Consider the following 23455-nt stretch of genomic DNA (forward strand, 5'->3'; position numbering starts at 1 on the left):
ACACGAGCGTGTATCGCACGAGGCTTCTCCAGCCCCGGACTCGGGAGCCCGGCACCGAGGTGATGTCAGCTCCCGCGCAGGAGCGTGATCGCTGGGCTCGGTGTCGTTGATGGGGTGGCTGACTTGGGTCTGGTCCCCCTGGTCGGTTCCTCTTATCGCTTGATGCGTCCGCGGATGGCGAGGGCAGCGAGGCCGAGCAGGACGGGTTCGGTCAGGCGGGAGGCCATTTCGGTGTAGGTGCCGGCGGTGGTGAGGTCCTGGTCGGAAGACCGGAAGATCACCGAGTTGACCACCACTCGCAGGCTTTTCTCGAAACGCTTGGTGGAGAGGCGCTCGTGGATGGCGTCGGTGGGGTTGGCCGGGTCGGGCTTCTGGGTGGGCAGCCGTACCTGCTGGCCGGTCACGCTGCCGACGGTCTCCGGCTTCCAGCTGTCGGCGGGCAGACCCCAGAGCATCATCGCAAGCAGTGTGCTGGTCATCGCGAGCAGCAGCCACACCGCGGCGCGGGTGGCGCGCAGTCCGTATCCCGAGAGCGCCCAGTACGCGACCAGGAGAGCCCGTTCGGCGCGCGGCCGGTCGTGATCGTGGCGGCGCATCTCCATCTCGCCGTAGTAGAAGTCTGCCGCGTCCGGCTCGTTCTTGCTGTCCTCGAATGCCTTGCGTAGCGCCCGGTAGACCGGGGCGAGCTGCGCGGGCCCCACATGTCCTGTATGCCCGGTGTCGGGGATGGCCTGCTGCCAGCCTGGAACGGCGGTGGGTTGGCGGGAGCGCCAGTGGTGTTCCTCGGCGAGGGTTCGGCGCTGGGTGAACCGCTGGGGGCGGAGCCGCCGCCATTGCGTGCGGGCCGGGACGGTGGCGAAGGTGCAGTTGCCTTCCAGGCGGATCTGGTCGAGGTGGACGGTCCTGGTGAACAGGCACCGCGTCAGGTCGATGTCGGCGAGCACCAGGTGGGCGGCGTCTACCCCGCGCAGGGAAACGATCCGCACCCCGGAGCCGGCTGTGTCGGCGAGGCGATCCTCCGGGACGACGGCACCGCGAGTTCCGCGGGAGTGGCGAAAGTGGGCTTGCTCGGCGGCGATGCTCAGGGGGTATTCGAAGTCGGCGTGCGCGAAGTCGACGTCGGTATGGCGCAGTCGCAGCGTGGCGGTTGATGCCCAGTGCGTCCGGTGACACTCCAGGCGCCGGGCCGCGATCGACAGCGTCACCGGCCCGCTGAACCTCGCCCCCGACAGGAACACCGTCTTCCCGCAGACCATCGGCCCCAACTCCCCCGCTCGCTCGAACACCGCCTCACCGAAATCGACGTCTTCGGTGAAGCTGGCCGCCTCGAAATCGGCGATGCCAGTGAAGCTGGCCGACCCGAACTCGGCGATGCCGTTGAAGGTGGCCGACTCGAAATCGGCGGTGCCGGTGAAGGTAGCCAAGTGGAACCGGGCGTCGCCGGTGAAGGTCGCCGACCCGAACCCGGCGTCGCCGGTGAAGGTCGCCGACCGAAACTGGGCGGTGCCGGTGAAGGTGGCCGACGCGAACCGGGCGTCGCCAGTGAAGGTGGCCGAGTAGAAATCGGCGGTATCGGTGAAGGCGGCCGCCCGGAAGCCGGCGCCGGTGAAGGCGGCCGAGATGAACACGGCGGCGCCGGCGAAGGTGGCCAAGAGGAACCAGGCTTCGCCGGTGAAGGTGGCCGAGTGGAACCGGGCGGTGCCGGTGAAGGTGACCGACTCGAACCCGGCAGTGCCGGTGAAGGTGACCGAGTCGAACTGGGCTTCACGGGCGAAGGTGACCGACTCGAACCAGGCGTTGCCGGCGAAGGTGGCCAAGTGGAACCGGGCGTCGCCGGTGAAGATGGCCGACTCGAAATTAGCGTTGCCGGTGAAGGCGGCCGATTCGAAGCGGGCGTCGCCGAGACGTGGGTGGTTTGTGATGGGATCGTTGAGGGCGTTGAGTAGTTGGTCGAGCAGTTGGTCGGTGAAGCTGGTGCCCCGGTAGTCGATGTCGTCGCCGGCGTTCAGGCTCGCGAGGTGGGTGTCGCGGTCGAGGCTGGAGAGGTGTGCCAGGCAGGACGGGTGCGGGTCGACAGAGCGTCCGGTGCACCCGGCGCGGTCCCCGCCGGTTACGCCGTCACCGCAGTACGGCCAGTCCGGAACGACAAGGGCTGGGGTAGATGCCATACGGGTGAGTACACCGCCTGCCCACCGACGGTCGCCAGGCGGCCCCCGTAAAACGCCCGCGCGCCCTGAATCGCCCCGTGGACCGGCCTCCGCCCGCCAGGGAATTCGTCGGCTTCAACACGGGATCATCACAGTTACGGGCTCGCAGAGCCGCAGGTAAACGCTCTTCGTCGGTGGCCCTTCATGCACCCCAGACCGGCGAAGAAGTCGAGCTTCGTTGTTGTCCCGTCTCTGTCGATCTGGTCCCGGTCTCATCCGAAAATGGAGAGAGCGGAAGGCACGCGTCATCAGCCCGTGGGCGAAGCGCCGGCGGGTGGGCTGTGTCTCGGTCATGCGGCGGGTGCGAGGGTGACGGTGAAGCCGAGGGCTTCGAGCTGGCGGATGTGGTTGCGCTTGCGGCGGTCGGGGTCGATGCGGGTGTCGTAGTAGTCGGAGCCCAGGTCGTGGAAGCGGGTGTCCGGGGTCGAGAGCAGGTGCCAGATGACCACCAGGAGCGAGCGGCCGACTGCGACCAGGGCCTTCTTCTTGCCGCGGCGGCGGCCGATGCGCCGGTAACGCTCGCCGAGGAAGGTGTCGGTCCTTCCGGCTGCGGTGGCGCAGTTGCCCAGCACGCGGGCCAGGTAGGAGTTGCCGTGGCCCGTGGTGCCCCGGCCCTTCTTCTTCCCCGCGGATTCCTTGACGCCGGGGGCGAACTTCGCCCAGGAGGCGAGGTGGGCGGCGGTGGGGAACCGGGTCATGTCCAGGCCGATCTCGGCGATGATTACGTGGGCTGCGATCGGGTTGATGCCGGGGATCTCGCTAAGCCTCGATCCACCGACGCGCTCTGAAGATGATCTCTTGGTCGTTTTGTGGGCTGGTTTCGGTCGGTGGTCGTGGATGGGCAGGTTGTAGCTGCTGGTCTGCCCAGCTTTTCCACGGGTTCGGTTCCGGTCGGGCCCTGGCGGGCGGGGTGGTCAGGGGGGATCAGGCCGGTGCGGGTGGGTCGTGGACAGTGTCGAAGAGGTGTGTCCAGGCGTGCTGCCAGGGCCAGTTGTGTGGCAGGTGCAGGGTGATGCGTCGTGCGGAGCGGGCGATCCGGGCCGGGACCTGAACCAGGTGGCTGCGGAGGGTGGCGGTGGTGGCCTTGGTATGGAAGGGCGAGGTCAGTGCACCGGTGGCCCGCAGCAGGTTGTAGGTCATCGCCCACAGGGTCAGCCAGGCGGCGTTGGCGTGGAAGTGCCCGGAGGGCAGGTGGGTCAGGGCGCCGGCTTTGGTGTCGGCGATGACCTGCTCGACCACCGCGTGGTGCCGGTGTTCCCGCTCGGCTTGCAGGGTTGCGGCGGGCTGGTCGGTGAAGAAGGGGTGGTAGCGCCAGACGGGAAACAGCTCGCCCTGTTCACCCATGACGGCGGGTTTGGCCAGGTCACGGACGCGGCGCACGATCAGCCGGGCGGTGACCCGCTCGCTCCTTTTGCGGCTCGCGAAGGCGCTGTATTGGGGTATCTCGGCGACTTCGGCGTCCGAGATGAGTTCACCGGTCTCGGGGTCGGGCACCGCGGTCGGGTAACTGATGTGTTGCCAGGCGTCGTCGGGAATGCTGTGGACGGCTCGTTTGATGGAGGGGTTCATGCCGGTGGTGATCGAGAAGTGGGCTCCGGCCCGGTGGCAGGCGGCGATCACCCCGGCGTTGTAGAACTGCGAGTCGGCCCGCAGAATGCGCATGCCGGTGCAGCCGGCCTCGACGGCGGTGGCCAGGGCCTCGCTCACGAATTTCGGGGCGCCCGGGAGTCGGCTGCTTTGCCGCGTCGCATCCGGACCCCGGCGATCACCGGCCGCGCGTGCGGGGTGCAGATCGTGGCGAGGAGAGGGTGCAGGGTGCGGATGCCTTTGAACCGGCCGTACTCGGCGCCCTGCTTGGTCCGGCCGTAGACGCGTTTGTGGGTGGAGTCGACATCGATGAACGCCATCGCGTCGGCGCCGGGCAGCAGTGGAGTGTGCGCGGCCAGCGCGGCCAGGAATCTGCGGTGGACGGCGTGGAGTTGGAGGGCGTGACCGTGGGTGAACGCGCGAAGGAAGGTGCCCAGCGTGGACGGGGCGCGGATACCCGCGAACACGGCCGGCATCGCACCGTGCCGCAGGATGTGAAGGTCGTCGATGCTGTCCGCGCCCGCAGCCATGCCGCCCACGATGCTGGTGACCTTGGCTTCCGCCGCAGCCCCCGCACCGTTCCTGGCTCCGGTCAGCTTCACCTTCGCAGCCACCAGTCGCGGCAGGCCGCACCGCTCGGCCAGCCGCATCACCGGGACCAGCCCGGCATGTGCGATCAGATTCGGGTCATCGAACACAGCGGAGACCGCTGCTGGAGTGTGGGAAACTTGCATCTACGAGGTGCCTTGCTGATTGTGCGTGCTGGAAGCGTCAGAACTCCCATCATCGCAGGTCAGCAGGCACCTCTTCTTGATTACTCATCCACAGGACGCGAGTCACTCGGTGGATCGAGGCTAAGCCGGGCGATGGCGTCGGCGTAGGGGTCGACCTCCGCGCCGATCCGGGCATCCAGGGAGGCGATGTCGGCGTTGATGGCGTCGATGCGGCCGAGCATCTTGGCGAGCAGGAACGCGTGGTGATCGGTGAAGTGGCCGGTGAACGCCTCCTCCAGTTCGGCGAGTTTGGCACGCAGGCGGCGGCGGGCGTATTGGGCCAGCACCTTGGGGTCGCGCTCCCCGGCGATGAGGGCGGCGAGCATGTCGCGGCCGGAGGGGCCGAAGATGTCGGTGGCCACCGCGGTGACCTTGATCTGGGCGTCCTCCAGAAGCTTCTCCACGCGCTGCTTCTCACTGGTGCGCGCGACCACCAGGTCGGTGCGGTAGCGGGTCAGGTCCCGCAGCACGCGGATCTCGCGCGGCGGGACGAAGCTGGGGCGGATCATCTGCCGTTCAGCGATCTTGGCCAGCCAGACTGCGTCGAGCTTGTCGGTCTTGGGCCGGCCTGGCAGGTGCTTGACGTCCCTCGCGTTGACCAGCCACACCTCGAAGCCGGCCGCCTCCAGGAGGTAGAACGCGGGCCGCCAGTAGTCGGACGTGGCCTCCATGACCACTCGGCTCACCCCCAGGCAGCGCAGGTGGTCACACATGCCCAGCAGGGAGCGGGTCATGGTCGGGTAGGTCACGACCTCCTGCATGCGCCGCCCCGGGAACCCCTCACGGGGCACCCGGGTGCAGCACACGACCTCGGCCTTGCCGATGTCCAGCGCGGCAACCCGCTCGATGATCTCCTCGGTGTCCTGCGTCTCTTCCAGCACCACTGCCCTCCCTCAACTCCCGGGCGGCTGCCACCTGTGGGAGCCAAAGGGCTGGTGGAGGAATCTCATCCGCGTGCTCGAAGCGACACTGAAGGCGCCCGATGACTGGCTCCCCGCGCCCGGCTCAGTTACGACCTCGAAGGTCACAGACAAGACGGCGTCAACAGGCAGCAACCACACCCATTTTCCGCCCGGAACGGGCGTCGCCGCAGGGGATCCGATGGGCTCAGGTGATCTGGTCCGCCCGGGCGGACGGTGTTGTCCCGTCGCGTCGAACCGCGGCTTGTCGCACTGATCTGTGCACTGAGCCTGCGGTGGGAGGCCGGGACAGGTTTGAGTGAGACCGTGTCCCGCTTTGGGGTGGCTCTTGTCTCGTTGCAGGTGGCTTGTCTCAATGAAGCTCCGCCATCTTGAAGTGGCTGGTCAGCGGGGTGGCGTGACCTCGTTTCGGGGTGCTCGTGCTGGTCGTGGGCGGCAGTCTGTGTTGTAGATCGTCCGGCGGGGTGGTTTTGCCGATGAGATCACCGTCCTCAAACGGTCTACCCAGCGACACGACCGTTCCCGACAGGAGTGCCATGTCCACCATCCAGCCAGTGATCGTGACTGCCGACCAGGACGTTCTGCTCGGCTTCTATACGAAATTGTTCGGCGCTGAGGAGATCTTCCGGGTACCGGCGGAAGGCCCGGCCTTCTACCTCGGCTTGCGCATCGGCGACACCGACCTCGGGCTGGTGGCCAAGGCGAACCCGGGGACCGGGGCGGCGTCGCGGATCCTGCTCAGCATCGGTGTCGACGACGTCGACGAGACGCTCGGCCGGGTGGCGGCGCTGGGCGGCTCGGTCCGCGGCGGCCCCAACGACATGCCGTGGGGACAGCGCGTCGCCCACATCCAGGACCCCGACGGCAACCCGGTGAACCTCACTCAGCCGATACCGGTCCGGTGACGCTGTTCCGCGGTGCTTGTGCTGGTCGTGGGCTACCTGCGGTAGAGATCAATTGTCGGTAGTGGCCTCGACGTTCGTCAGGACGAGCAGCGCGCGAAACAGGTGGGTGGCGCGGGCGGGGTCAGTACGGAGCTTGGTGAGGATCCGCCAGACTTCAGGTGGGCAAAGCCGCGTTCGACGGGGACGCGTCCGGCGGCCAGGATTCGGTTGGCCTCCTTCTCGGCGGATGCGAGCCTGCGGGCGCGGGTGGCCTTGAAGCCGGTGACGACCACGGGATCGTCCCCGTCGTCGTCCAGGCCGAGGAAGCCCAGGTCGGCCAGGGCGCCGAGGCCAGCAGCACGCAGGTGGGCCAGGATGCGGTCGCGGCGGGCGGCGGTGATGTCGTGGGTGCGGCCAGGCCGGGCGGCCGATATCCACACCAGACGGCCCCGCTCGTCGGTGAGCGCGAGGACGTGCAGGCCGTGGCGGCGATGCTTGCCGGAGTAGTTCGGGCGGTTCGCCTCTCCGGTACGGCGCTGGGTGGGGATGAGGGTGCCGTCGATCAGGACGACCTCGCCGCCCCGCCGGGCGATCTTCTTCAGGGCGCGGTCCAGGCGAGGGGCCTTCGCGGCCAGCAGGTGGATCAGCTCGTCGCGCCAGCGCCGGATGGTGGTGGCGGAGATGTCGTTGCCGCCGGCCATGTCGGCCAGGCGCTGATCGTGCCGCAGCACGGCCAAGACGATCACCGCGATCCTCCCGGGCGGCAGCGCCCGCCACCTCGACCGTATCGCTTTCAGATGGCGTCGCAGCAGGTCGGTGAGGTAGTGCAGGGTGTGCGTGGACAGCGGCAGGCGGCACTGGTAGACCAGGGACACGGTGTCCCCGGCGTGCTCTTTGGTTTTCGTCACACAATTCCAACAGCCGCCGGGGGCACCTTGGTTACGCCCCGATCGCCGTGCGGACCGTTCACGGGCGGGTGGTGAACTTCCCGTCGGGTCGTTTGTGCAGCCAGCCGCGGTCGGCCAGCTTCGTGAGCTTCCCGCGCAACGGCTCCAGCTTGCCCGTACCCCGGTGTCCAAGCCCAGCACCTCGCCGATCTGCCGGGTGGAGACCGGGCCGGCGGCCTGCCGCACCGCGGTCAGGATGCGCTGGTACTCCGCCGGCAGTGCGGACTCAGCCACCCCCGGCCACGGTCCGGGACCCGCCGCACCGCCCGACCTGCCACCTGGACCACCGGCGACCCGGCCTCCGTGCGCTCGTCGGCGAGCTGCTCGCTCATCCGCTGCCACACCCGCTCGGCCACGGCCAGCTCATCGCGCTCAGCTCGTACCTCCGACAGCTGCTTGACCAGCTGCTCTTCGAGTCCGTCCAGCTCCGCACGCCGCGCGGCGATCCGCTCCAACTCCTCGGGATCCATCATGGGCCGGAGCGTAGGAGCGGCACCCGCGACGACGGACGGGAATCCACAAACCCACTCCTGCCAGACGATCTACACCCCAGACTGCCGCCCACGACCAGCACGAGCACCCCGAAACGACATCACACCAGCACCCTGACCAGCCACTTCAAGATGGCGCAGCTTCAATCCAGTGGACATCGTCCTGGCGTGGACGATCAGGGGGAACTACCGGGCGGTGGGGACGGGGCGGCCGGCTTCGAGGTGGCCTGGGTCCGGGATGGTGTCGAGGCACGCAGGCCGTTGGAGGACGTGACCGGGATGGCCTTCGAGGAGGTCGCTCCGGTGCGGCGGGAATTCCCGTCGCACCGGGGGCAGAGGAACTTTCCGGGGTTGTACTGGGCGGCCACGATGCTGCGGCATGTGGGGTTCGAGTCCTGGCTGGAGCGTGATCACGCGATCTCGATGGACTTCGATCCTCGTGCCACGTGGTTCGCGTCGCAGCCGTTCTGGCTGTTCTGGACGTCAGCAGAGGGGATGCGGCTGTCCCACGCGCCGGACTACTTCGCCCGTCGGGCCGATGGGTCGGCCGTAGTGGTGGACTGCCTGCCGGAGGCTCGTCGGCGCAAGCCGCGGGACCTGGCCAAGTTCGCCGGTACCCAGACTGCATGCGAGGCGGTGGGGTGGGACTTCCGGAGTCAGCCTCCACCACCTCCTCCAACCCGGCCTGACCGAACCGTGGATGGCGAAACCCGGCGAGCCACCGTAGGTTCGCCACTCGCACCCGGTCGATCTCGCGTCGCCGTTCCCGGCCCCCTGGTGGGGCAGGCAGCGCAGGTCGGTGACCCGTGGTCCTGCCGTTCGTCTTTCATCTGTTGTGGTGCGGGCGGCTGACGACGGATCTGTCGCGCCCCTTGGGTGACCACGATTTGGTGAGCCGAGTGGAGGGTTGATGACGGAGCACGAGCGGCCGAAGGGCGTGCTGCGGGTGGGTGACCGGGTCCGGTTCGAGGACCGAGTCCACACGGTGGTGGGCCTGTCGGGCACGACCGTCCGCCTGGTCGACGAGCACAACACCGCGAGCATGGTGATGTTCGCCCACCTGATGGCGTCAGACGGGCTCAAGCTGCTGGACTCTACGGCGCCCACGCCGGGACTTCCGCCCTTCGGCCTGTTGGACACCGTTCCCGAAGTGGCCCTGCGCAAGGCCCGGTTCTTCGAGAAGCACCTGATCGAGGTGGAGACCGGACTGCCTCCCGACGCCCCGAAGGGCACTGGCCCTCGACCGGAGTACGACCCGCAGTGGCGGACCGTGAACGAGCGCCTCGTGGCCAAAGCGGCCGAGCTGACCGCGGCAGGCAACGAGGTGTCGGAACGGACGCTGTTCCGGCTGCGGTCGAAGTGGCGGGATGAAGGGTTGTGGGGCCTGGTGGACCGGCGGGCCACCAGGCTGTCCATGGCACCGGGCACCGGGCGGGTGGACGAGCGGCTGGTCGAGGCGGTGCTGGAGGTCCTGGCCGCGCAGGAGGATTCGTCGACGGGGACCCGCACCCGCGTGATCCGGCTGGCCGAGAAGCTGGTCGCCGAACGGCACGGGGCTCATAGCCTGCCAGCTTCGGGATCTTCGCGGACTGTCAAGGGTGGCCGAAGGTTCGCCTTTCGCGCCAGAGCGCGGAGGGCTAGTGTTCGGGCAGCGAGTGACCCACGAGGAGTTAAGACATGCCCGGTCGTCCGAGCGCGCGTTGACGTTGTAGGCCGTGATCGGCCTGTCATCGCGTGCTGCCCTTGATGTTGCGGCACAGCGAGCCTTTCCCTGCCTGAACGGTCGGTGCACCTGTTGTGCGCCGGGTGGCGGGCCTCGTTGTCGGCAATCCAAGGGATCCTCGTGCCGTCCGCTTCCTCCGCTGAATCCGATTCCAGTCGACCTGTTCCGTCAAGCCTGTGGCGGGACGGCGACTTCCGTAGACTCTGGGTGGGTCAGACGGCCTCCCAACTCGGCGAACATGCAGGTCTGTTGGTGTTGCCGCTCTTCGCCGTCCTGACATTCAACACCGGTGCCGGCCAGTTGGGCCTCCTCCGCGCGGTGGGGCAGGCGCCGATCCTGTTGCTCTCGCTTTTCGTCGGCGCGTGGGTGGACAGATGGCGGACCCGCACGGTGATGGTGCTGACGGACATCGGCCGGACCCTGGCACTGGGCGCCGCCGCCGTGGCCGGCCTCCTCGATTGGCTCGGCCTGCCCGCACTGTTCGTGGTCGCCTTCGCCGTCGGGGTCCTGTCCGTGTTCTTCGACGTGGCATACCAGGCGTCTCTCGTGCGGCTGGTGAAACGCGATCAGTTGGTGCGAGGCAACAGCGCGCTCGAGGGCAGCCGGTCCGCGGCACAGATCGGCGGTCCCGCCCTCGGCGGCGCGTTGGTGTCCCTGCTGTCGGCGCCGATCGCTGCCGCCTCCAGCGCGCTGTTCTTCGCGTTGTCATTCCTGTCGATCCGGCGGATCCGGCGCCACGAATCGATCCCGGAGCGCTCGGAACGTCCCCCTCGCATATGGCGGCGGATCCATGAGGGCCTCCGTTTTGTCGTCAGCGATACCTCGCTGCGGACCGTGTGTCTCGCCTCGGCCGCCTTCCAGTTCTCCTTCGCGGCCATGATGACCGTCTATCTGCTCTTCCTGCCGCGGGAACTGCACCTGTCGGGCACCACCGTCGGGCTGGCGCTCGCGGCGACGGGGCCGGGCGCGCTCCTGGGCTCAATGCTGGCCGCCCGCCTGCCGAGCCGGTTCGGTTATGGTGCGGTGCTCGTATCCGCGGCGGCACTCGGCGACGGCGCGTTCCTATGCGTGCCCGCGCTGCACGGTTCCGCTGCGGTGACGGTTCCCGCTCTCCTTGCGGTCAGCTTCGTGTTCGGGACCGGCGGCCAGTTGGTGAATGTCACGGTCATGGCCGTCCGGCAGGCGGTCACTCCGGACGGGATGCAAGGCCGTACGGCCGCGACGATCACGTTTGTCGGCATGGGGCTGACCCCGCCCGGCTCTCTGCTCGGTGGATTTCTCGCGGAGGAGTGGGGGTTGCGCACCAGCCTCCTGGTGACGGCCGCAGGCATGATGCTGTCCCCAGTGGTGATGGCTTTGTCTCCGCTCGCACGGCTGGGACGGGCGCTTCCGGCCTCGCAGGACGCGCCGCCGACAGCCACCTGACCCGAAGCCCAACGAGACGGCTCTCCGCGACACCGGTGAGGCTCGACGCTCCCGCCAATGACTTGGGGCCATCGCTCCACCAGCCACCCACCAGGTGACGTGGAGGAACGTCAGCCACATCACGGGGTGGGGAACAAGAGCAGGTCTGGGGAACGACCCGAGCACGGGTGGGGAATTTCGAGAAGCCTCATCAACAGTGGCTTCTCTGCTCACTCGCCCCACAATGTCGGTGTGGACTCAGCCTGGGGAACAGCTCTCATCGCTCTCGCCGGAACACTTGTGGGCGCCGTCCTCTCGCTGCTCGGCGGCATCTGGCAGCAGAAACGGAACGAGAAGGTCGCCGAAGAGGACCGCCGGACCGTTCTACGCGAGGCGAGCCTCAACCGTCACCGGCCCCTCAGGCAGACTCTTGCCCGCGGTCAGCGCCTTGGCGCCGGCCGCGACGGTCGCGCCGCCGACCGCCAGGCTTCCGCCGGACGCCCCACCGGTCACCAGTTCCGCGATCTCCGCGCGTTCCTTCGGTGCCGCCGAGGGCCTTCCTTGCCGCGGCCCAGAACGCCTCGTGGACGGCGGTGAACGTGCCCGCGGCGCGGGCTTGGTGCAACGCCTCGGAGCGTTCCAGGGCGCCGGGCCTGGTCAGCAGGGCCTCCAGGTAGTGGTCCAGCACGAGATGGTCGGCGCCACGGCCGGCCAGGCGGGGACGCCGGGCGATCTCCCGGCGCCCGTCACAGATGACGAGCCCGTCGCAGGTGAGCGTGATGGTGACCTTGCGGTCGATGAAGCGGACCGGAACCGAGTACCGGCGCATCTTCACGGTGATCATGCGGTAGCGGTCGACGCGGGGAGTGAGCGTGATTCCGGTAGTGAACGGATCGTCGGGCAGGTGCAGCGGGTGGTCCTGCCTCGCGGGCGAAGTCCTGTGCGATCGAGCGCATCCTCGCCCCGATCCGCCGCTCGTCCTCCCTGGCCTCGAACTCGGCGAACTGGGCGTCGAGTTCGTCCAGGCTGTCGACCTGCGGCACCGGGGTGAGGTAGTTGCGGCGGAAGGAGCCGACCTGGCCCTCGACCCCGCCCTTCATCGTTGGCGCCGCGCAGTACTGGCTCGCGGTAGAAAGGGGTGAATCCGTAGCATTCGGTAAAGTTTGTCCAGCGCTGGTTCTCCTCCCGCGAGCGGCTGCGGAAGATGACCTTCTTCACGGCCGGGGTGAGGTTGTCATAACGGACCCGCCCGGCCGGCACCCCGCCCAGCGTGTTCGGGACCTGTCCCCACACACAATCGATGCGCGGAACAGCGCAGCAAAGGAGTGAACCCATGACCCGCAGGCGAGTACTCATCACGGGCGCGTCCAAAGGCATCGGCCGCGCCCTCGCCGAGCAGCTGGCAGGAGAAGGTCATACCCCCGTGGGCATCGCCCGCAGCGCACCCCAGTCCTTTCCCGGCGAGTTCCACGAAGCCGACCTTGCCGACCGTGCGGCCACCGATCAGGTCCTGGGCGAAGTGATGGCCGCGGGACCGGTCGACGCCGTGGTCAACAATGTGGGGATGGTGCGACCCGCGCCCGTCGGGGAGGTCGCTCTGTCCGACCTCGACGCGGTTCTCGACATGAACGTGCGCACCGCGGTCCAGATCGTCCAGGCCGTCTTGCCCGGCATGCTCGAACGATCCTGGGGTCGCGTGGTGAACGTCACCAGCCTGGTCACCCTGGGGTTGCCCGATCGAACGGCCTACGGTGCGGCCAAGGCCGCCCTGGAGTTCTTGACGCGAGGCTGGGCCGGAGAGCTTGCTGCACACGGGATCACCGTCAACGCCGTCGCCCCGGGCCCCACCGAGACCGAGTTGTTCCGGGAGACCAACCCGCCTGGGTCGGCCGGAGCCGCCCGCTACCTGGCGACTGTTCCCATGGGAAGGTTCGGGCGCCCGGACGAGCTCGCAGCCGCCATCGCCTTCCTGCTCTCCGAGAAGGCGGGTTTCATCACCGGCCAGATCCTGCGCGTCGACGGCGGTGCGAGCATCGGCCGCAACAGTGCCTGAGAACGGCTGACACGATGGGATGGATCGGCGCTGCAGGCCGTATCCGTGTGGCGAGTCGAGCGTTGCCGCGACGTGCGGGAGCATCACCGTGGATCATGTCGCATGAGCTGTGGGCGCGGAACCGCTTCCAGTTCATTGAGGACCACCGCGCCTGGGCGTGAAGCGGTTGTGTGCCGTGCTGGAGGCAGCAAGCTCCAGCTTCTACAAGTGGCGGGCCGGCCGCGAGGCCCGCGCCGCGCGCGAGGGGGCCGATGCCGCGCTTGCCGAGCGGATCCGGGCCGTGCAGGGCGAGTGGTACGGAACGTGGGGCCGCCCCCGGATCACCGCCGAGCTGCGCGACGAGGGCGAGCGTGTGAACCACAAGCGCGTCGGGCGGTTGGTACGGAAGTTCGGCATCGCCGGTCTGCGGCTGCGCAAGCGCCAGGTCACCACCGTGCCCGAGCCGTCCGCCACACCGGTGCCGGACCTGTTCCAGCGCGACTTCACCGCGAGCGCGCCGAACACCAAGTACGTCGGCGACATCACCTGCCTGCCGGTGAGCGACGGCGAGTTCCTGTATCTGGCAACCGTGATCGACTGCTTCTCACGCCGCTGGTGGGCTGGTCGATCGCCGACCACATGCGCACTTCTCTGGTCGGCGACGCGCTCAGGGCAGCCGCCGCGACCCGCGGCAGCCTGACCGGAGCCGTCTTCCACAGCGATCACGGAGCGCAGTACACCTCTCGCGAATTCGCTGACCTCTGCGCCGAGTTGGGGGTACGGCAGTCCACGGGCGCGGTCGGCGCGAGCGAGACAACGCCCTCGGCGAGTGGTTCTACGCCGCCCTCAAACGTGAGGCGCTCCGGGGCGCCCGGCCGCTTCGACGGCGCTCGCGCCTGCCGCCTGGCCGTCTTCCGCTGGACCACCCGCTACAACACCCGCCGACGGCACTCGGCGAACGGACAGCAGGCACCGATCGCCTACGAACGGCAGTCACCCACCCTGACACTTGCCGCATAACGACACGAACAGGTGTCCACTCTTCGAGGGCAAGGCCCTTCAGCGCATGCATGTGCCCTTCGAAGAACGCCTACTGACCGCATGACCACGAGATGCGGTGCATGGCCTTGTCCGAACAGGCCTGCCGGAAGGCGAACAGGTAACAGCGCGTGCGGCGCCCGGCAATGTCCACGTAGACGTCGCCGAAGTCGACCTCGGCGTCCGCACCGAGCGCGTTGTGCCGGGTCACGAACGCCTCCATCGGCGCCCCGGCCTGGGCCGCGATCTCCTTGCGCCGGGCCGCGACGAAGTCCCGCACCGTCGGATACGGGATCGCCTCCCCGAACTCCTCCTCGATCCGCGCGACGATACGCCGCACGGAGTGCCGCTGCGGGCGCGGCGCGTCCAGATCCGCCAGCAGCCAGGCACCGATCGTTTCCTTGTACGGCTCCATCCGGGGCGAGGTCCGTGCCGGTCGACGCCCCGGCACGGGTACCGGCGAGGCCAGAGCCTCGCGAACGAGCCGACGGTGGACGCCGCACTTCCGCGACAAGGCCCGGATCGACATCTGCTGTTACCAACTGTCCCGCCGGATCCGATCGAACAGCTCTGGCTTGGACAAAGACATTCACAGCACGCCCCCGCCGGAGACCACAGGAACCGTCTCACCGCAAGAGCCGGGGTGGGGCCACTTTGCGGCTCTGGCAGCGATCACGGGGAGTCGTCACAGTCGGTACCGGAGCTGTTCGATTCCTCCTTGAGCGCCGGGGCACGCCTTCCCGATTCGAGCCGTACCTGACGCTCCCTCACCTCACACAGAATGAGGCTGTCCGTCCTCGTACACGTCGACGTCCTGGACATGGACGAACACGAACTCTCCTGGAAGGACGTGCTCTTCGGCGAGGTCGCGCTGCGGGTCGACTCGGCAACGTGCAGTACGGCGGCAACGACCGTCCAAGCTCGCGGCATCGGTCGCGAGGGCTGTTGCCCCAGCTGCGGAACCCTGTCAGTTCGGGTGCACGATCGCTACCGAAGGCGGCTGCAGGACGTTCCGCTCGCTGCTCGGTGTGTGCGCATCGAGTTGGAGGTCCGAAGGTTCGTCTGCGCGAACAGCCAGTGCGTGCAGAGGACGTTCGCCGAGCAGATTCCGGGCTTCACCAGCGCCTACGCACGCTGCACCGACCGGCTGGGGGCACTGCTGAACGTGATCGCGCTGGCCCTGGCCGGGCGGGCTGGATCCCGGATGGCGACCGCGCTGGGCATCGTGGCGGGGCGGATGGGGCTGCTGAACCGGGTGCGGGCGATGCCCGACCCCTCGTACGCCACTCCGCGGGTGCTCGGGGTCGACGACTTCGCGATTAAACGTGGCCACACCTATGCCACCGTGCTGACCTGCGGAGACACACACCGGGTCGTCGACGTGCTGCCCACCCGGGAGGCTGGGCCGTTGACCATGTGGCTGCTCGCACATCCCGGCGTGGAGGTCATCTGCCGCGACCGGGCCGGGGCCTACGCCGAAGGCGCCGCCGCCGGCGCCCCCGACGCCCAACAAGTCGCCGATCGCTACCACCTGTGGGCCAACCTCGGCCAGGCCGTCGAGAAGTGCGTCGCCGCCCACCGCACCTGCCTTCCTTCACGGTCATCGACGCCCAACTTGCCCCAGACTCCACAGCCACCGCGTCCGGCGACGTCGCACGGCAACGGCCGACTCGCCGCCCGCCTTCAGGCTCACCATGCCCTGGTCCACGGCCTGTTGGAGCAGGGCATGGGGCTCCGGGCCATCGCCCGCCACCTAGGCTGGGGCCGTCACACCGTGCAGCGATACGCCCGCGCCGAGCACTGGCACCAGGTCTCGCCAGGGCGTCATCTCCGGGGCAGCAGCCTGGATGTCCACCACGCCTACCTGAGCCGACGCATCGCCGAGACACGGGGCCGCATCTCCCTGGTGGCCCTGCATCGTGAACTGGCTGAACGCGGGTGGCACGGCAGTTACTCCACGCTGCGCGACTGGGCCGTCCAGCGCCTTCCTCAGCCGCGCCGAACTCCGCAGCCACCCCCGGCGCCACCGAGTATCCGGCAGGTCACCGGCTGGCTCACCCGCCGGCCGTCCTCGCTGACCGAGGATGAACACCAGCAGCTCAAAGCGGTCCTGGAGCACTGCTCCGAGCTGACCACCGCGCACCAACTCGTCCGCGACTTCGGCGACATGCTCACCGAGCAGACCGGCGTGCTCCTACCCGCCTGGATCGGCGAGGCCATGGCAGCGGACCTGCCGGGCCTGACCAGCTTCGCCCGCGGCCTCACCAACGACATCGACGCCGTGACCGCCGGACTCACGCTCCGCTGGAGCTCAGGCATCACCGAGGGCGCCGTGAACAGAATCAAGAAGATCAAGCGGCAGCTCTACGGACGGGCCGAATTCGAACTCTTACGGAAGATGATCCTGCTGGCGTGACCTGCTGTGACGACTCCCCGTGATCGCTGCCAGAGCCCACTTTGCCCCGTCACCACCCCTCAATGCGTCCGAGCGACCCTCCAACTGGGGCCGCTGGAAGCCAGCATGCCGCGGCCGCTGAACAAGGTCGGAGCCACCGAAAGCGACTTCCCGACCCCGGGGACAGAAGAAGGCATGTCCGGTGGACAGTTCTGCAGACGCGGCGCTCACCACCGCCCCGACGGCCTGTCGGCCTCACCGGCGCGGCGATCGCCCTGCTGGATGCGAAGGGGACGGTGGCCGGACGGACCCAGGCCGCCCAGCGGCCGGCCGGCTGCTCGGCCGCAGAAGTGGTGGGCCGCTCTGCCGCCGTCTGCCGGCGGCAGCCGGGACCCGCGCGCAGGGCCTCGGCGTTCTCGGTGCGGAGCAGTGCCCCCACCGGTCCGGCTTCACCACACTCCGCCACCGCGACGGCCGCGGCATCGGCGTACGCCTGTGGGTGCAGTCGCTGCACGGATTACAGGACGGCCGGGGTCCGATGGGCGGTGTCGGCGGCCCGGGCGGCCGCGCTCTCCTCGTGCGGCGGCCGGCGGATCAGGGGCGCAGCCGCCCCGGGGGCGCTGGGCCTGCCGGGCCGCCTGCCCGTCGGTGCCGGGAGTAGTAGGTCGGCCACTCGGCCGCGGTACCGGATGATCGGTGGGCTGTCTACCCATTATGCGGAGGGCAGCAGACCTGGGGCAGGGGAATGGCAGCGCCCTCGCCAAGGTTGCGATAGTCTGCATCCATCCAAGACGGCCGGTCATATTGATGGCTTCCACCGTTTCAAGGGTGGCGTTGTGCAGGACAAAAGCGGTGTTCCCACGCACTCGATGTTGGGTGGGGAGCACCTTAAGGCAGGCATCCATGACCTCCGCTCTAGATGATCAAGGGAGTAACGATGGGGAGTCTTACCCTCACTGCTGTCGGCGGCGACCTGAACGAGACCGTCACGCTCAACGAGCACCTGGACCTCACCCCTGGGGCCGATGAGGTCGTCGTCAGTGTCGAGGCGGCGCCGATCAATAATGCCGATGTGCTGTTCGCGGCCGGCTGGTTCGGGATGTACCCGCAGGTTCCCAGCGGACTGGGCGCCGAGGGAGTCGGACGGGTCCTGCGCGTCGGGCCGGGGGCGGACCCCTCTCTTGTCGGGCAGCGTGTGCTGATCCTGCCGGCTTTCACCTATGGAACCTGGGCGAACGAGACCGTGGTGCCCGCGCGGAACGTGATCCCGGTTTCCAGCCGGGCCGACGTTCTCCAGCTCGCCATGCTGCCGGTGAATCCGGCGACGGCTCATACCCTGCTCAACGAGTACGTCGACCTTGAGCCGGGTGAGTGGATCGGGCTGAACCTGGCCAATTCCGCTGTCGGTCAGTACGTCATCGCCCTGGCAGAGCGAGCGGGCTACAAGACTCTGGCTGTTGTCCGCAGGGAAGAGGCAGCCAAGCAGGTACGGCAGCTGGGCGCCGACCTCGTGCTCGTGGACGGCGAGGACCTCGGCGACCGGGTGGCTGAGGCTCTCGCCGGTGCCCGGCTGCGGGTGCTGTTCGAGGGCACCGGCGATCCCGCGCAGGTCGCCGAGCTGGTCCGCTCGGTGGAAGACGGCGGCAGCGTCGTCACTTTCTCTGCGGCCACCGGCCAGGCGCCGGCCATTCCGCTGGGCGACCTCATCTACCGCGGGATCTCACTGCGCGCCTTCTACATTCTCAACTGGATCCGTGACACCCCCCGCGAGAAGCTCGAGCGGGTCTATGCGGAACTCGCTGAGCTTGCCGAGCAAGGCGTTGTCTCCGCAGCGGTGGAGGCGACCTACCCGCTGGACCAGTACCAGGCGGCCCTCGCACACGCGCAGCGCACCGAGCGCTCCGGCAAGATCCTCTTCACCCCGACCCACCGCTCCGCTTAGTGCCGGCCTCGGCATGACATCCGGGTGGCCCCAGCAGCCTCCTACTGGGGCCACCCGAGGCGCTCGCAGGCAAGTGCCGAACGCCATGGAGCCATGGCCGCCGGACGGGCGCGTTGTTTCTGCACAGCGCCGGTACACCGGCGAAGGCGCAACTGGCGCGAGCCGCCGGGACTCTCCACGTCGTCGACCGCCTCGCGCCTGACGCCGCTTCGCTGATCAAGGAGGTGGCGCCGGCAGGTCGCGCGCTGGAGACAGTCACCGATGCCCTCCACTCAGGGAGTCTTCCGGTCGGCGCCGAAGCTGGGCTCCCGTTGCTCCGTTTCAGAGGACACGTATCTGGCACACGAAGCCCTGGAGCAGGGCGCGACAGGAAAGGTCCTCATCGACCTCGGCTGATACTCAACAGGACTTCGACGTTTTCCTAGGTCAGCAAGGCAAGGGCACCTTCGGTATGCGACGGGGGCCGGGTGATCCGGCCCGCGCACTGGAGGTGACTCTGCGCGCTGTGGTCACGGCCGTACGCGCGGTGCAGCACCACTGCCGCGTGCGCGCCTGCAACAACGATCGCCTGCGAGCAGAGGATCATCAGCCGGCCCGGTCACCGAGCAGGGCGGCCGACACCTGCGCCACCAGCCAGAATTCGTCGCGGGCGCACACGATCATTGTGACGGTCACCATCTTCCCTGTAGGAGCGTGCACCACGCGTATCTCCGCCCGCGCCATCCGCGCCATCCGCGGCGCTTCGGCCCGCAGACCGAAGGACGCCCGCAGTAGCCGGCCCGTGCGACCGGTCCGCCCAGGCGGGCTCGCCGGGCCCAGAAGGACGAGCGCTGACGGCGCCTTGTCCACAACGGTCACCACCAGCCGCAGGTCACCACCGCCGCCGACGTCATCGCGGCCCGCGCCCGCGCGTCAACGACAAATGCGTCGACGAGGTCCGGGGGAACGCAAGCGGTTCTCCTCTGCGATCTGCAGCTGCGGTGCCGCAAGTTCCCGAGGATCACCGAAGGACATCCGCCACTCACCAACCGAACAAATGCGACTGCCGCTCTTCAGTGCGCCAGCGCGGACGGCCTCATCGTCGGCGCTTCAACAGAACGTTCCGTAAAGTCTGAATTGAGACCATGGCAAAGATCATTGTCACAGCGACCCCTTTCGAGGGTCATGTCACGCCCCTCGCGGCGATTGCAGCCGACCTGACCAATCGCGGGCACGAGGTGCTCTTCTACACGGGCGCCCGGTTCGAAGAGCGGGTACGCAAGACCGGGGCGCGCTTCGTTCCCTACCCCGCGGAGGTCGACTACGCCGACCTCGCAGCCGCCTTCCCCGAACGCGAGGGGCTCGCCCCCTTCAACCGCATGGTCTTCGACATCAAGCACGTCCTCTCCGACCCCGTGCCGGTCCACGACAAGCGCCTGCAGGAACTGCTCGCCGAGTTCCCCGCCACCGTGGTCATCAGCGAGCCCATGTCCTACGGGACGCTGCCGACGGCCCTCCGCCCACGGGACCAGCGCCCACTCATGGTGAACATCGGCATAGCACCGCCCACCTTCGACAGTGTGGACACCGCGCCCTTCGGGCCGGGACTGCTCCCGCCCACCACCGGCGAAGAGCGCGCTCGCTACGACGAGATGCGCGCGCAGACGCGGACGATGTTCGCCGATGCACAGAAGTACATGGACGGTGTCTTCACCTCAGTGGGAGTCACTCTCCCCGACTTCCTCTTCAACGCCTTCGGCACGGTCCCCGATCACCTGCTCCAGCTGACCGTCCCCGCCTTCGAGTACCCGCGCAGCGACGCGCCGGAGGGGTTCCGCTTCATCGGCCCCGTCCCGCCCGGCCCCGACATCGACTTCGAACGTCCCCACTGGTGGGCGGACCTGTCCTCCGGTCGACCGGTCGTCGTCGTCACCCAGGGAACCGTGGACAACGGCGACCTGTCCCGGCTCGTCGTCCCCACGATCCGCGCTCTCGCGGACGCAGACGTCACCGTCGTCGCCGCCACTGCACGCCCCGACGGCCCCGACCTGGTGCGCGCGGAGATGGACGGCGAGGTCCCCGGCAACGTCCACCTCGCCGCATTCGTGCCCTTCGAACAGCTGCTGCCGCTCGCCGACGTCCTGGTCACCAACGCCGGCTACGGCGGCGTCCAGACCGCGCTGCGCCACGGCGTCCCTCTCGTCGTCGGCGGCGAGACCGAGGACAAGCCCGAGGTCGCCGCCCGCGTCGAATGGTCCGGCACCGGCGTCAACCTGCGCACCAGCAGCCCAGAGGTGGCGGCCGTCCGCGCCGCCGTCGACCAGGTGTTGAACGAGCCGCGTTACCGAGAGCGCGCGCGCGGAATGCAGAGCCAGTTCGGCGAGTACCACCCCTTCGACACCATCGCCGAGATTGCCGAATCGGCGTAGCAAAGCGCACATGCCGCACAGTGCTTCCGCTCAGCAGGCGGGAAAGCAAGGGAGGACCGCCGAGCCATACCTCGATCGAACCCACAGCCCGCCCCCGCGTATCGAGGAGGAGAGGCCCGCATCCCGGCCGCAATGGGAGCTCTCCTTGATCACCTGACGTCGCGAAAAGAGGGGCCGGTCATTGGCGAGAGGTTATGTCGGTGGGCCCTGCCGTTACCTGCCTGATCGGCAAGAACGAGTCGGGCAAGACGACGATCCTCAAGGCGCCGGCTGAACCCGGCGAACAACCCGGACGGCAGGGCTGCGGAGGTCCACAGTGCTGGCGAGCATCGGCTCGGGCAGGTACCACGTCATGCCCCATGGCTTCCACGCCAGGGGCCTCGGCCCTACCTGCGCCCTTGTTCTTTCCGCGTCCGAGAAGCGGTCCGGCGCCGGGCGCCGGCGAGTCATGTCAGTGGGGAATCCACCGGACGCGGTAACGGGCCTGAAGCTCTTGGGCAGTCATACCCCGCCGTCGGGCCCGTTCCCGCTCCCCGGCGGCCCGCTGCGCGTCGCGTCATCCGCCTGGGTTGCCGTCCAGGGGGGCATCGGCGACGGCGAGTCCGGGCGCCTCCCCGTGCGCGTCGGTGTCCTGGAGCGGACCGAACGGTGCCGGGCCGATACCGGAGACACCGACGAGGTCGGGCGGCCCGCTCGTGGCCATGAACGTGCCTGCTCGGCCATCGGGGAGGGTCAGCAGTCCTGGCGAGGCGTCCCAGAGGTCGTCGTCGGTGTCCTGCTCCCGACCCAGGTGGTGTGCCGCACGGAGACGGTCACCCATGCCTACCGGATCGGCTGCCCGGACTACTGGTGCGCCTTCGCTCCGGCGTGGCCGCACTGGCCGGCCGGGTAGTCCGCAAGCCGGCACAACGAGGGTGCGGGACTGCGGGAGCACGGTCGGCACGCCCGCCGGCCGGCGGTAGTCGACCCGAAGTCGACGGAGCGCCAGGCCCCGAAGTGCCCTCCGGACAGCAGCCACTGAGCCCGGAGCCCGCCCTCGCGGGCGGCCGCCGACCCCGAAGGGGGTGGCTCAACTTAACGTGCTTACAGGTAGATGGAGTGCAGGTGCTGGTAGCGGGCCAGGGCCTCGTGTCCCAGCTCACGTCCCATGCCGCTGGCCTTCGTAGGTGTACAGAGCCTGGTGATTTCGCTTGTTGCACCAAGTAGTGCGGCGTCTCAAGAACAGTCAGCAGACGATGCGGCGGTGCGGCGGGCACGAGGGCCGGTCCGAGCGTCGAACACCCGCCCCTGCCGGCCCGGTCGCCCGAGGTCTGCAGCGTGGCGGCGTCGCACGGGCGAGCCCCGGCCGCCTACCGGGCTCCGCACGGCTGCGGCACCGAGTGCATGACTCGTGTGCGGCGGACCTGCCAGGAATCCGCCGTCACGGCCGGGGGGTGGTCCCTTTCCGGGTGCGGAAGGGGCACCCTCCCGAGTGTCGCGGGAGTGCCGCTGTTGCGGGTTACGCCTTGGTGTATCCGCCGTTCCACCAGTCGGTGACCAGGGAGGCGTAGCCGGTGGCATCTTCTTCTCAGGTGAAGTGGCCGGCGTTGAGGTAGTCGAGCCTGCTGTGCGGGAGGTGCTTGTGGAGGTATTCGGCGTTGGCGGGGGGGACGGCGGTGTCGTGCCGGCCGGCGATGATCTGCACGGGTGTCTTGATGTCGGGCAGGAGTTCGCCGAGGGCGGGGAGGTTGGTGTGGTAGGAGCGGACGTAGGCCATGGATTCGACGAATTTGTCGCCTTCGTAGGCCGACAGGTAGTCCTCGCGTATGTCGGCGGGAAGGGTGTGGTTCTCGATGGTGTCCAGTGCACCGCTGACGACCTGGCGTCCGATGCCCCGGTAGGGGGTGATGTCGGGGGTGAACACCCAGTCGCGGAGTACGGTGCCGAGTTGGATGGGGAATGCGGCGCCGCCGCTGCCGATGACCACGCTGCGCAGTCGGCCGGGGTTTGCGGCGGCTGCGAACAGCAGGGCTCCGGTGCCGATGTCGGTTCCGACGGCGTGGGGGTTCTTCAGGCCGAACGCGTCGGCGATCTTGATGACGAAGTCGCCCATCGCCTTGGGTGACAGCAGGGTTTCCCGGCGTTCGGAGTGTCCGAAGCCGGGGAGGTCGATGGCGATGAGGCGGGTGTTCCTGGCCAGGTGGGGCCACATCTGGTCGAAGGCGAACAGGCTTTCCGGCCAGGGGCACAGCAAGAGTGCCTCCCTGCCGCCCTTGTCCGCCGGGCCGCTGTCCGCGTAGCGGATGGACAGCCCGTCGACGGTGCGGTGGCGCGGCTGAATGACCGCCCGGGACGAACCGCCCCCGGCCGCCGTTCCCCGTTCCGCCGCCGACGCCGTACCCGTCAGCCCGATGCCTGCCGCCGCACCGGCCATGGCCCCGCCCAACATCGTGCGCCGGGGCGCACCGCTTCCGTTCTGCATAACGCCTCCTTCGAAACGACTGAGTTCAATATGACCGACCGTCTTAGTCTCGTCAATGGCCTGTCGGACGGCGAACGCGCCACTCGCCCGCCCTGGGCCGGCACCGCAGGCTCGATCGGTGGATCCGTTGCCGTCCCGGTCCCGGCTTCGAGGCCCTGTCGGCCAGTGACGGAAGGGGGCCCCACCTCATCTCCTCCACGCGGCCGCCCGGGACCTTTGCGTCGACCGGCCTGCGGTCGCCCG

The 23455-nt window shown here is 68.7% G+C and carries 19 protein-coding genes and 2 pseudogenes; 10 read left to right on the forward strand and 11 right to left on the reverse strand.

Annotated features, from left to right (window positions below):
• Positions 1-152 precede the first annotated feature (152 nt).
• From C4B68_RS01400 to C4B68_RS01415, 4 genes and pseudogenes are all read right to left on the reverse strand, one after another.
• Positions 153-2168 (reverse strand): pentapeptide repeat-containing protein, encoded by a 2016-nt coding sequence (locus C4B68_RS01400; protein ID WP_099506764.1) that lies wholly within the window; start codon positions 2166-2168, stop codon positions 153-155.
• A 329-nt stretch (positions 2169-2497) separates the two neighbouring features.
• Entirely contained in the window at positions 2498-3052 is a 555-nt protein-coding gene (locus C4B68_RS01405; protein ID WP_206337114.1) for a transposase, read from the reverse strand.
• A 79-nt stretch (positions 3053-3131) separates the two neighbouring features.
• Positions 3132-4528: pseudogene (locus tag C4B68_RS01410) on the reverse strand (IS1380 family transposase).
• Between the two features lie 80 nt (positions 4529-4608).
• Positions 4609-5448, reverse strand: coding sequence for an IS110 family RNA-guided transposase (locus tag C4B68_RS01415; RefSeq protein ID WP_206337059.1), 840 nt, complete (start codon positions 5446-5448; stop codon positions 4609-4611).
• Between the two features lie 575 nt (positions 5449-6023).
• Between C4B68_RS01415 and C4B68_RS01420 the strand changes: the two genes are divergently transcribed.
• Complete coding sequence (locus tag C4B68_RS01420; protein WP_099505835.1) at positions 6024-6392, forward strand: VOC family protein; 369 nt, start codon at positions 6024-6026, stop codon at positions 6390-6392.
• 77 nt (positions 6393-6469) lie between these two features.
• On the opposite strand, the gene C4B68_RS01425 is transcribed toward C4B68_RS01420, so the two are convergent.
• Positions 6470-7279, reverse strand: a complete 810-nt coding sequence (locus C4B68_RS01425; protein ID WP_240634121.1) for a transposase family protein — start codon at positions 7277-7279, stop codon at positions 6470-6472.
• A gap of 230 nt (positions 7280-7509) precedes the next feature.
• Positions 7510-7791, reverse strand: coding sequence for a hypothetical protein (locus C4B68_RS42790; RefSeq protein ID WP_167458932.1), 282 nt, complete (start codon positions 7789-7791; stop codon positions 7510-7512).
• Between the two features lie 297 nt (positions 7792-8088).
• Here C4B68_RS42790 and C4B68_RS01435 point away from each other — a divergent pair, with 297 nt between their 5' ends.
• The 3 genes from C4B68_RS01435 to C4B68_RS01445 all read left to right on the forward strand — a co-directional run bounded on the left by C4B68_RS01435 (position 8089) and on the right by C4B68_RS01445 (position 10957).
• Positions 8089-8661 (forward strand): TnsA-like heteromeric transposase endonuclease subunit, encoded by a 573-nt coding sequence (locus C4B68_RS01435; RefSeq protein WP_306511545.1) that lies wholly within the window; start codon positions 8089-8091, stop codon positions 8659-8661.
• Positions 8662-8719: 58 nt separating this feature from the next.
• Positions 8720-9556 carry a hypothetical protein gene (locus C4B68_RS01440; RefSeq protein WP_180289375.1) on the forward strand — a complete coding sequence of 279 codons (837 nt, stop codon included), beginning with the start codon at positions 8720-8722 and terminating at the stop codon, positions 9554-9556.
• A gap of 96 nt (positions 9557-9652) precedes the next feature.
• A complete protein-coding gene (locus tag C4B68_RS01445; protein WP_099505866.1) occupies positions 9653-10957 on the forward strand; it encodes an MFS transporter in 1305 nt (434 codons plus the stop codon).
• Positions 10958-11354: 397 nt separating this feature from the next.
• On the opposite strand, the gene C4B68_RS01450 is transcribed toward C4B68_RS01445, so the two are convergent.
• On the reverse strand, positions 11355-11846 hold the full coding sequence (locus C4B68_RS01450) for a Mu transposase domain-containing protein (protein ID WP_373682269.1): 492 nt from the start codon (positions 11844-11846) through the stop codon (positions 11355-11357).
• A gap of 423 nt (positions 11847-12269) precedes the next feature.
• Between C4B68_RS01450 and C4B68_RS01455 the strand changes: the two genes are divergently transcribed.
• Both C4B68_RS01455 and C4B68_RS42795 read left to right on the forward strand, forming a co-directional pair.
• Positions 12270-12989 carry an SDR family oxidoreductase gene (locus C4B68_RS01455; protein ID WP_099505837.1) on the forward strand — a complete coding sequence of 240 codons (720 nt, stop codon included), beginning with the start codon at positions 12270-12272 and terminating at the stop codon, positions 12987-12989.
• A 119-nt stretch (positions 12990-13108) separates the two neighbouring features.
• Positions 13109-13988: pseudogene (locus tag C4B68_RS42795) on the forward strand (IS3 family transposase); the annotation flags it as partial.
• A 70-nt stretch (positions 13989-14058) separates the two neighbouring features.
• On the opposite strand, the gene C4B68_RS01470 reads toward C4B68_RS42795, so the two are convergent.
• Positions 14059-14421 (reverse strand): hypothetical protein, encoded by a 363-nt coding sequence (locus tag C4B68_RS01470; RefSeq protein ID WP_099505840.1) that lies wholly within the window; start codon positions 14419-14421, stop codon positions 14059-14061.
• A 366-nt stretch (positions 14422-14787) separates the two neighbouring features.
• Between C4B68_RS01470 and C4B68_RS01475 the strand changes: the two genes are divergently transcribed.
• The 3 genes from C4B68_RS01475 (at position 14788) to C4B68_RS44010 (ending at position 18739) form a co-directional block, all read left to right on the forward strand.
• Positions 14788-16422: an ISL3 family transposase gene (locus C4B68_RS01475; RefSeq protein ID WP_099505841.1), complete on the forward strand. Its 1635-nt coding sequence runs from the start codon at positions 14788-14790 to the stop codon at positions 16420-16422.
• 916 nt (positions 16423-17338) lie between these two features.
• Entirely contained in the window at positions 17339-18343 is a 1005-nt protein-coding gene (locus C4B68_RS01480; RefSeq protein ID WP_167458978.1) for a zinc-dependent alcohol dehydrogenase family protein, read from the forward strand.
• 261 nt (positions 18344-18604) lie between these two features.
• Complete coding sequence (locus C4B68_RS44010) at positions 18605-18739, forward strand: hypothetical protein (RefSeq protein WP_257217515.1); 135 nt, start codon at positions 18605-18607, stop codon at positions 18737-18739.
• A gap of 189 nt (positions 18740-18928) precedes the next feature.
• Here the strand turns inward: C4B68_RS44010 and C4B68_RS01485 are convergent, their stop codons facing one another.
• Complete coding sequence (locus tag C4B68_RS01485) at positions 18929-19204, reverse strand: hypothetical protein (protein ID WP_099505843.1); 276 nt, start codon at positions 19202-19204, stop codon at positions 18929-18931.
• 263 nt (positions 19205-19467) lie between these two features.
• Between C4B68_RS01485 and C4B68_RS01490 the strand changes: the two genes are divergently transcribed.
• A complete protein-coding gene (locus C4B68_RS01490) occupies positions 19468-20751 on the forward strand; it encodes a glycosyltransferase (protein WP_099505844.1) in 1284 nt (427 codons plus the stop codon).
• Positions 20752-21307: 556 nt separating this feature from the next.
• On the opposite strand, the gene C4B68_RS01495 is transcribed toward C4B68_RS01490, so the two are convergent.
• The gene (locus C4B68_RS01495; RefSeq protein ID WP_099505845.1) at positions 21308-21571 is read right to left on the reverse strand and encodes a hypothetical protein; all 264 of its coding nucleotides are present in this window, start codon (positions 21569-21571) and stop codon (positions 21308-21310) included.
• Between the two features lie 747 nt (positions 21572-22318).
• Positions 22319-23212, reverse strand: coding sequence for an alpha/beta fold hydrolase (locus tag C4B68_RS01500; protein WP_099505846.1), 894 nt, complete (start codon positions 23210-23212; stop codon positions 22319-22321).
• Positions 23213-23455: the final 243 nt, after the last annotated feature.

It is taken from the genome of Streptomyces dengpaensis (assembly GCF_002946835.1).
Classification (GTDB): Bacteria; Actinomycetota; Actinomycetes; order Streptomycetales; family Streptomycetaceae; genus Streptomyces; species Streptomyces dengpaensis.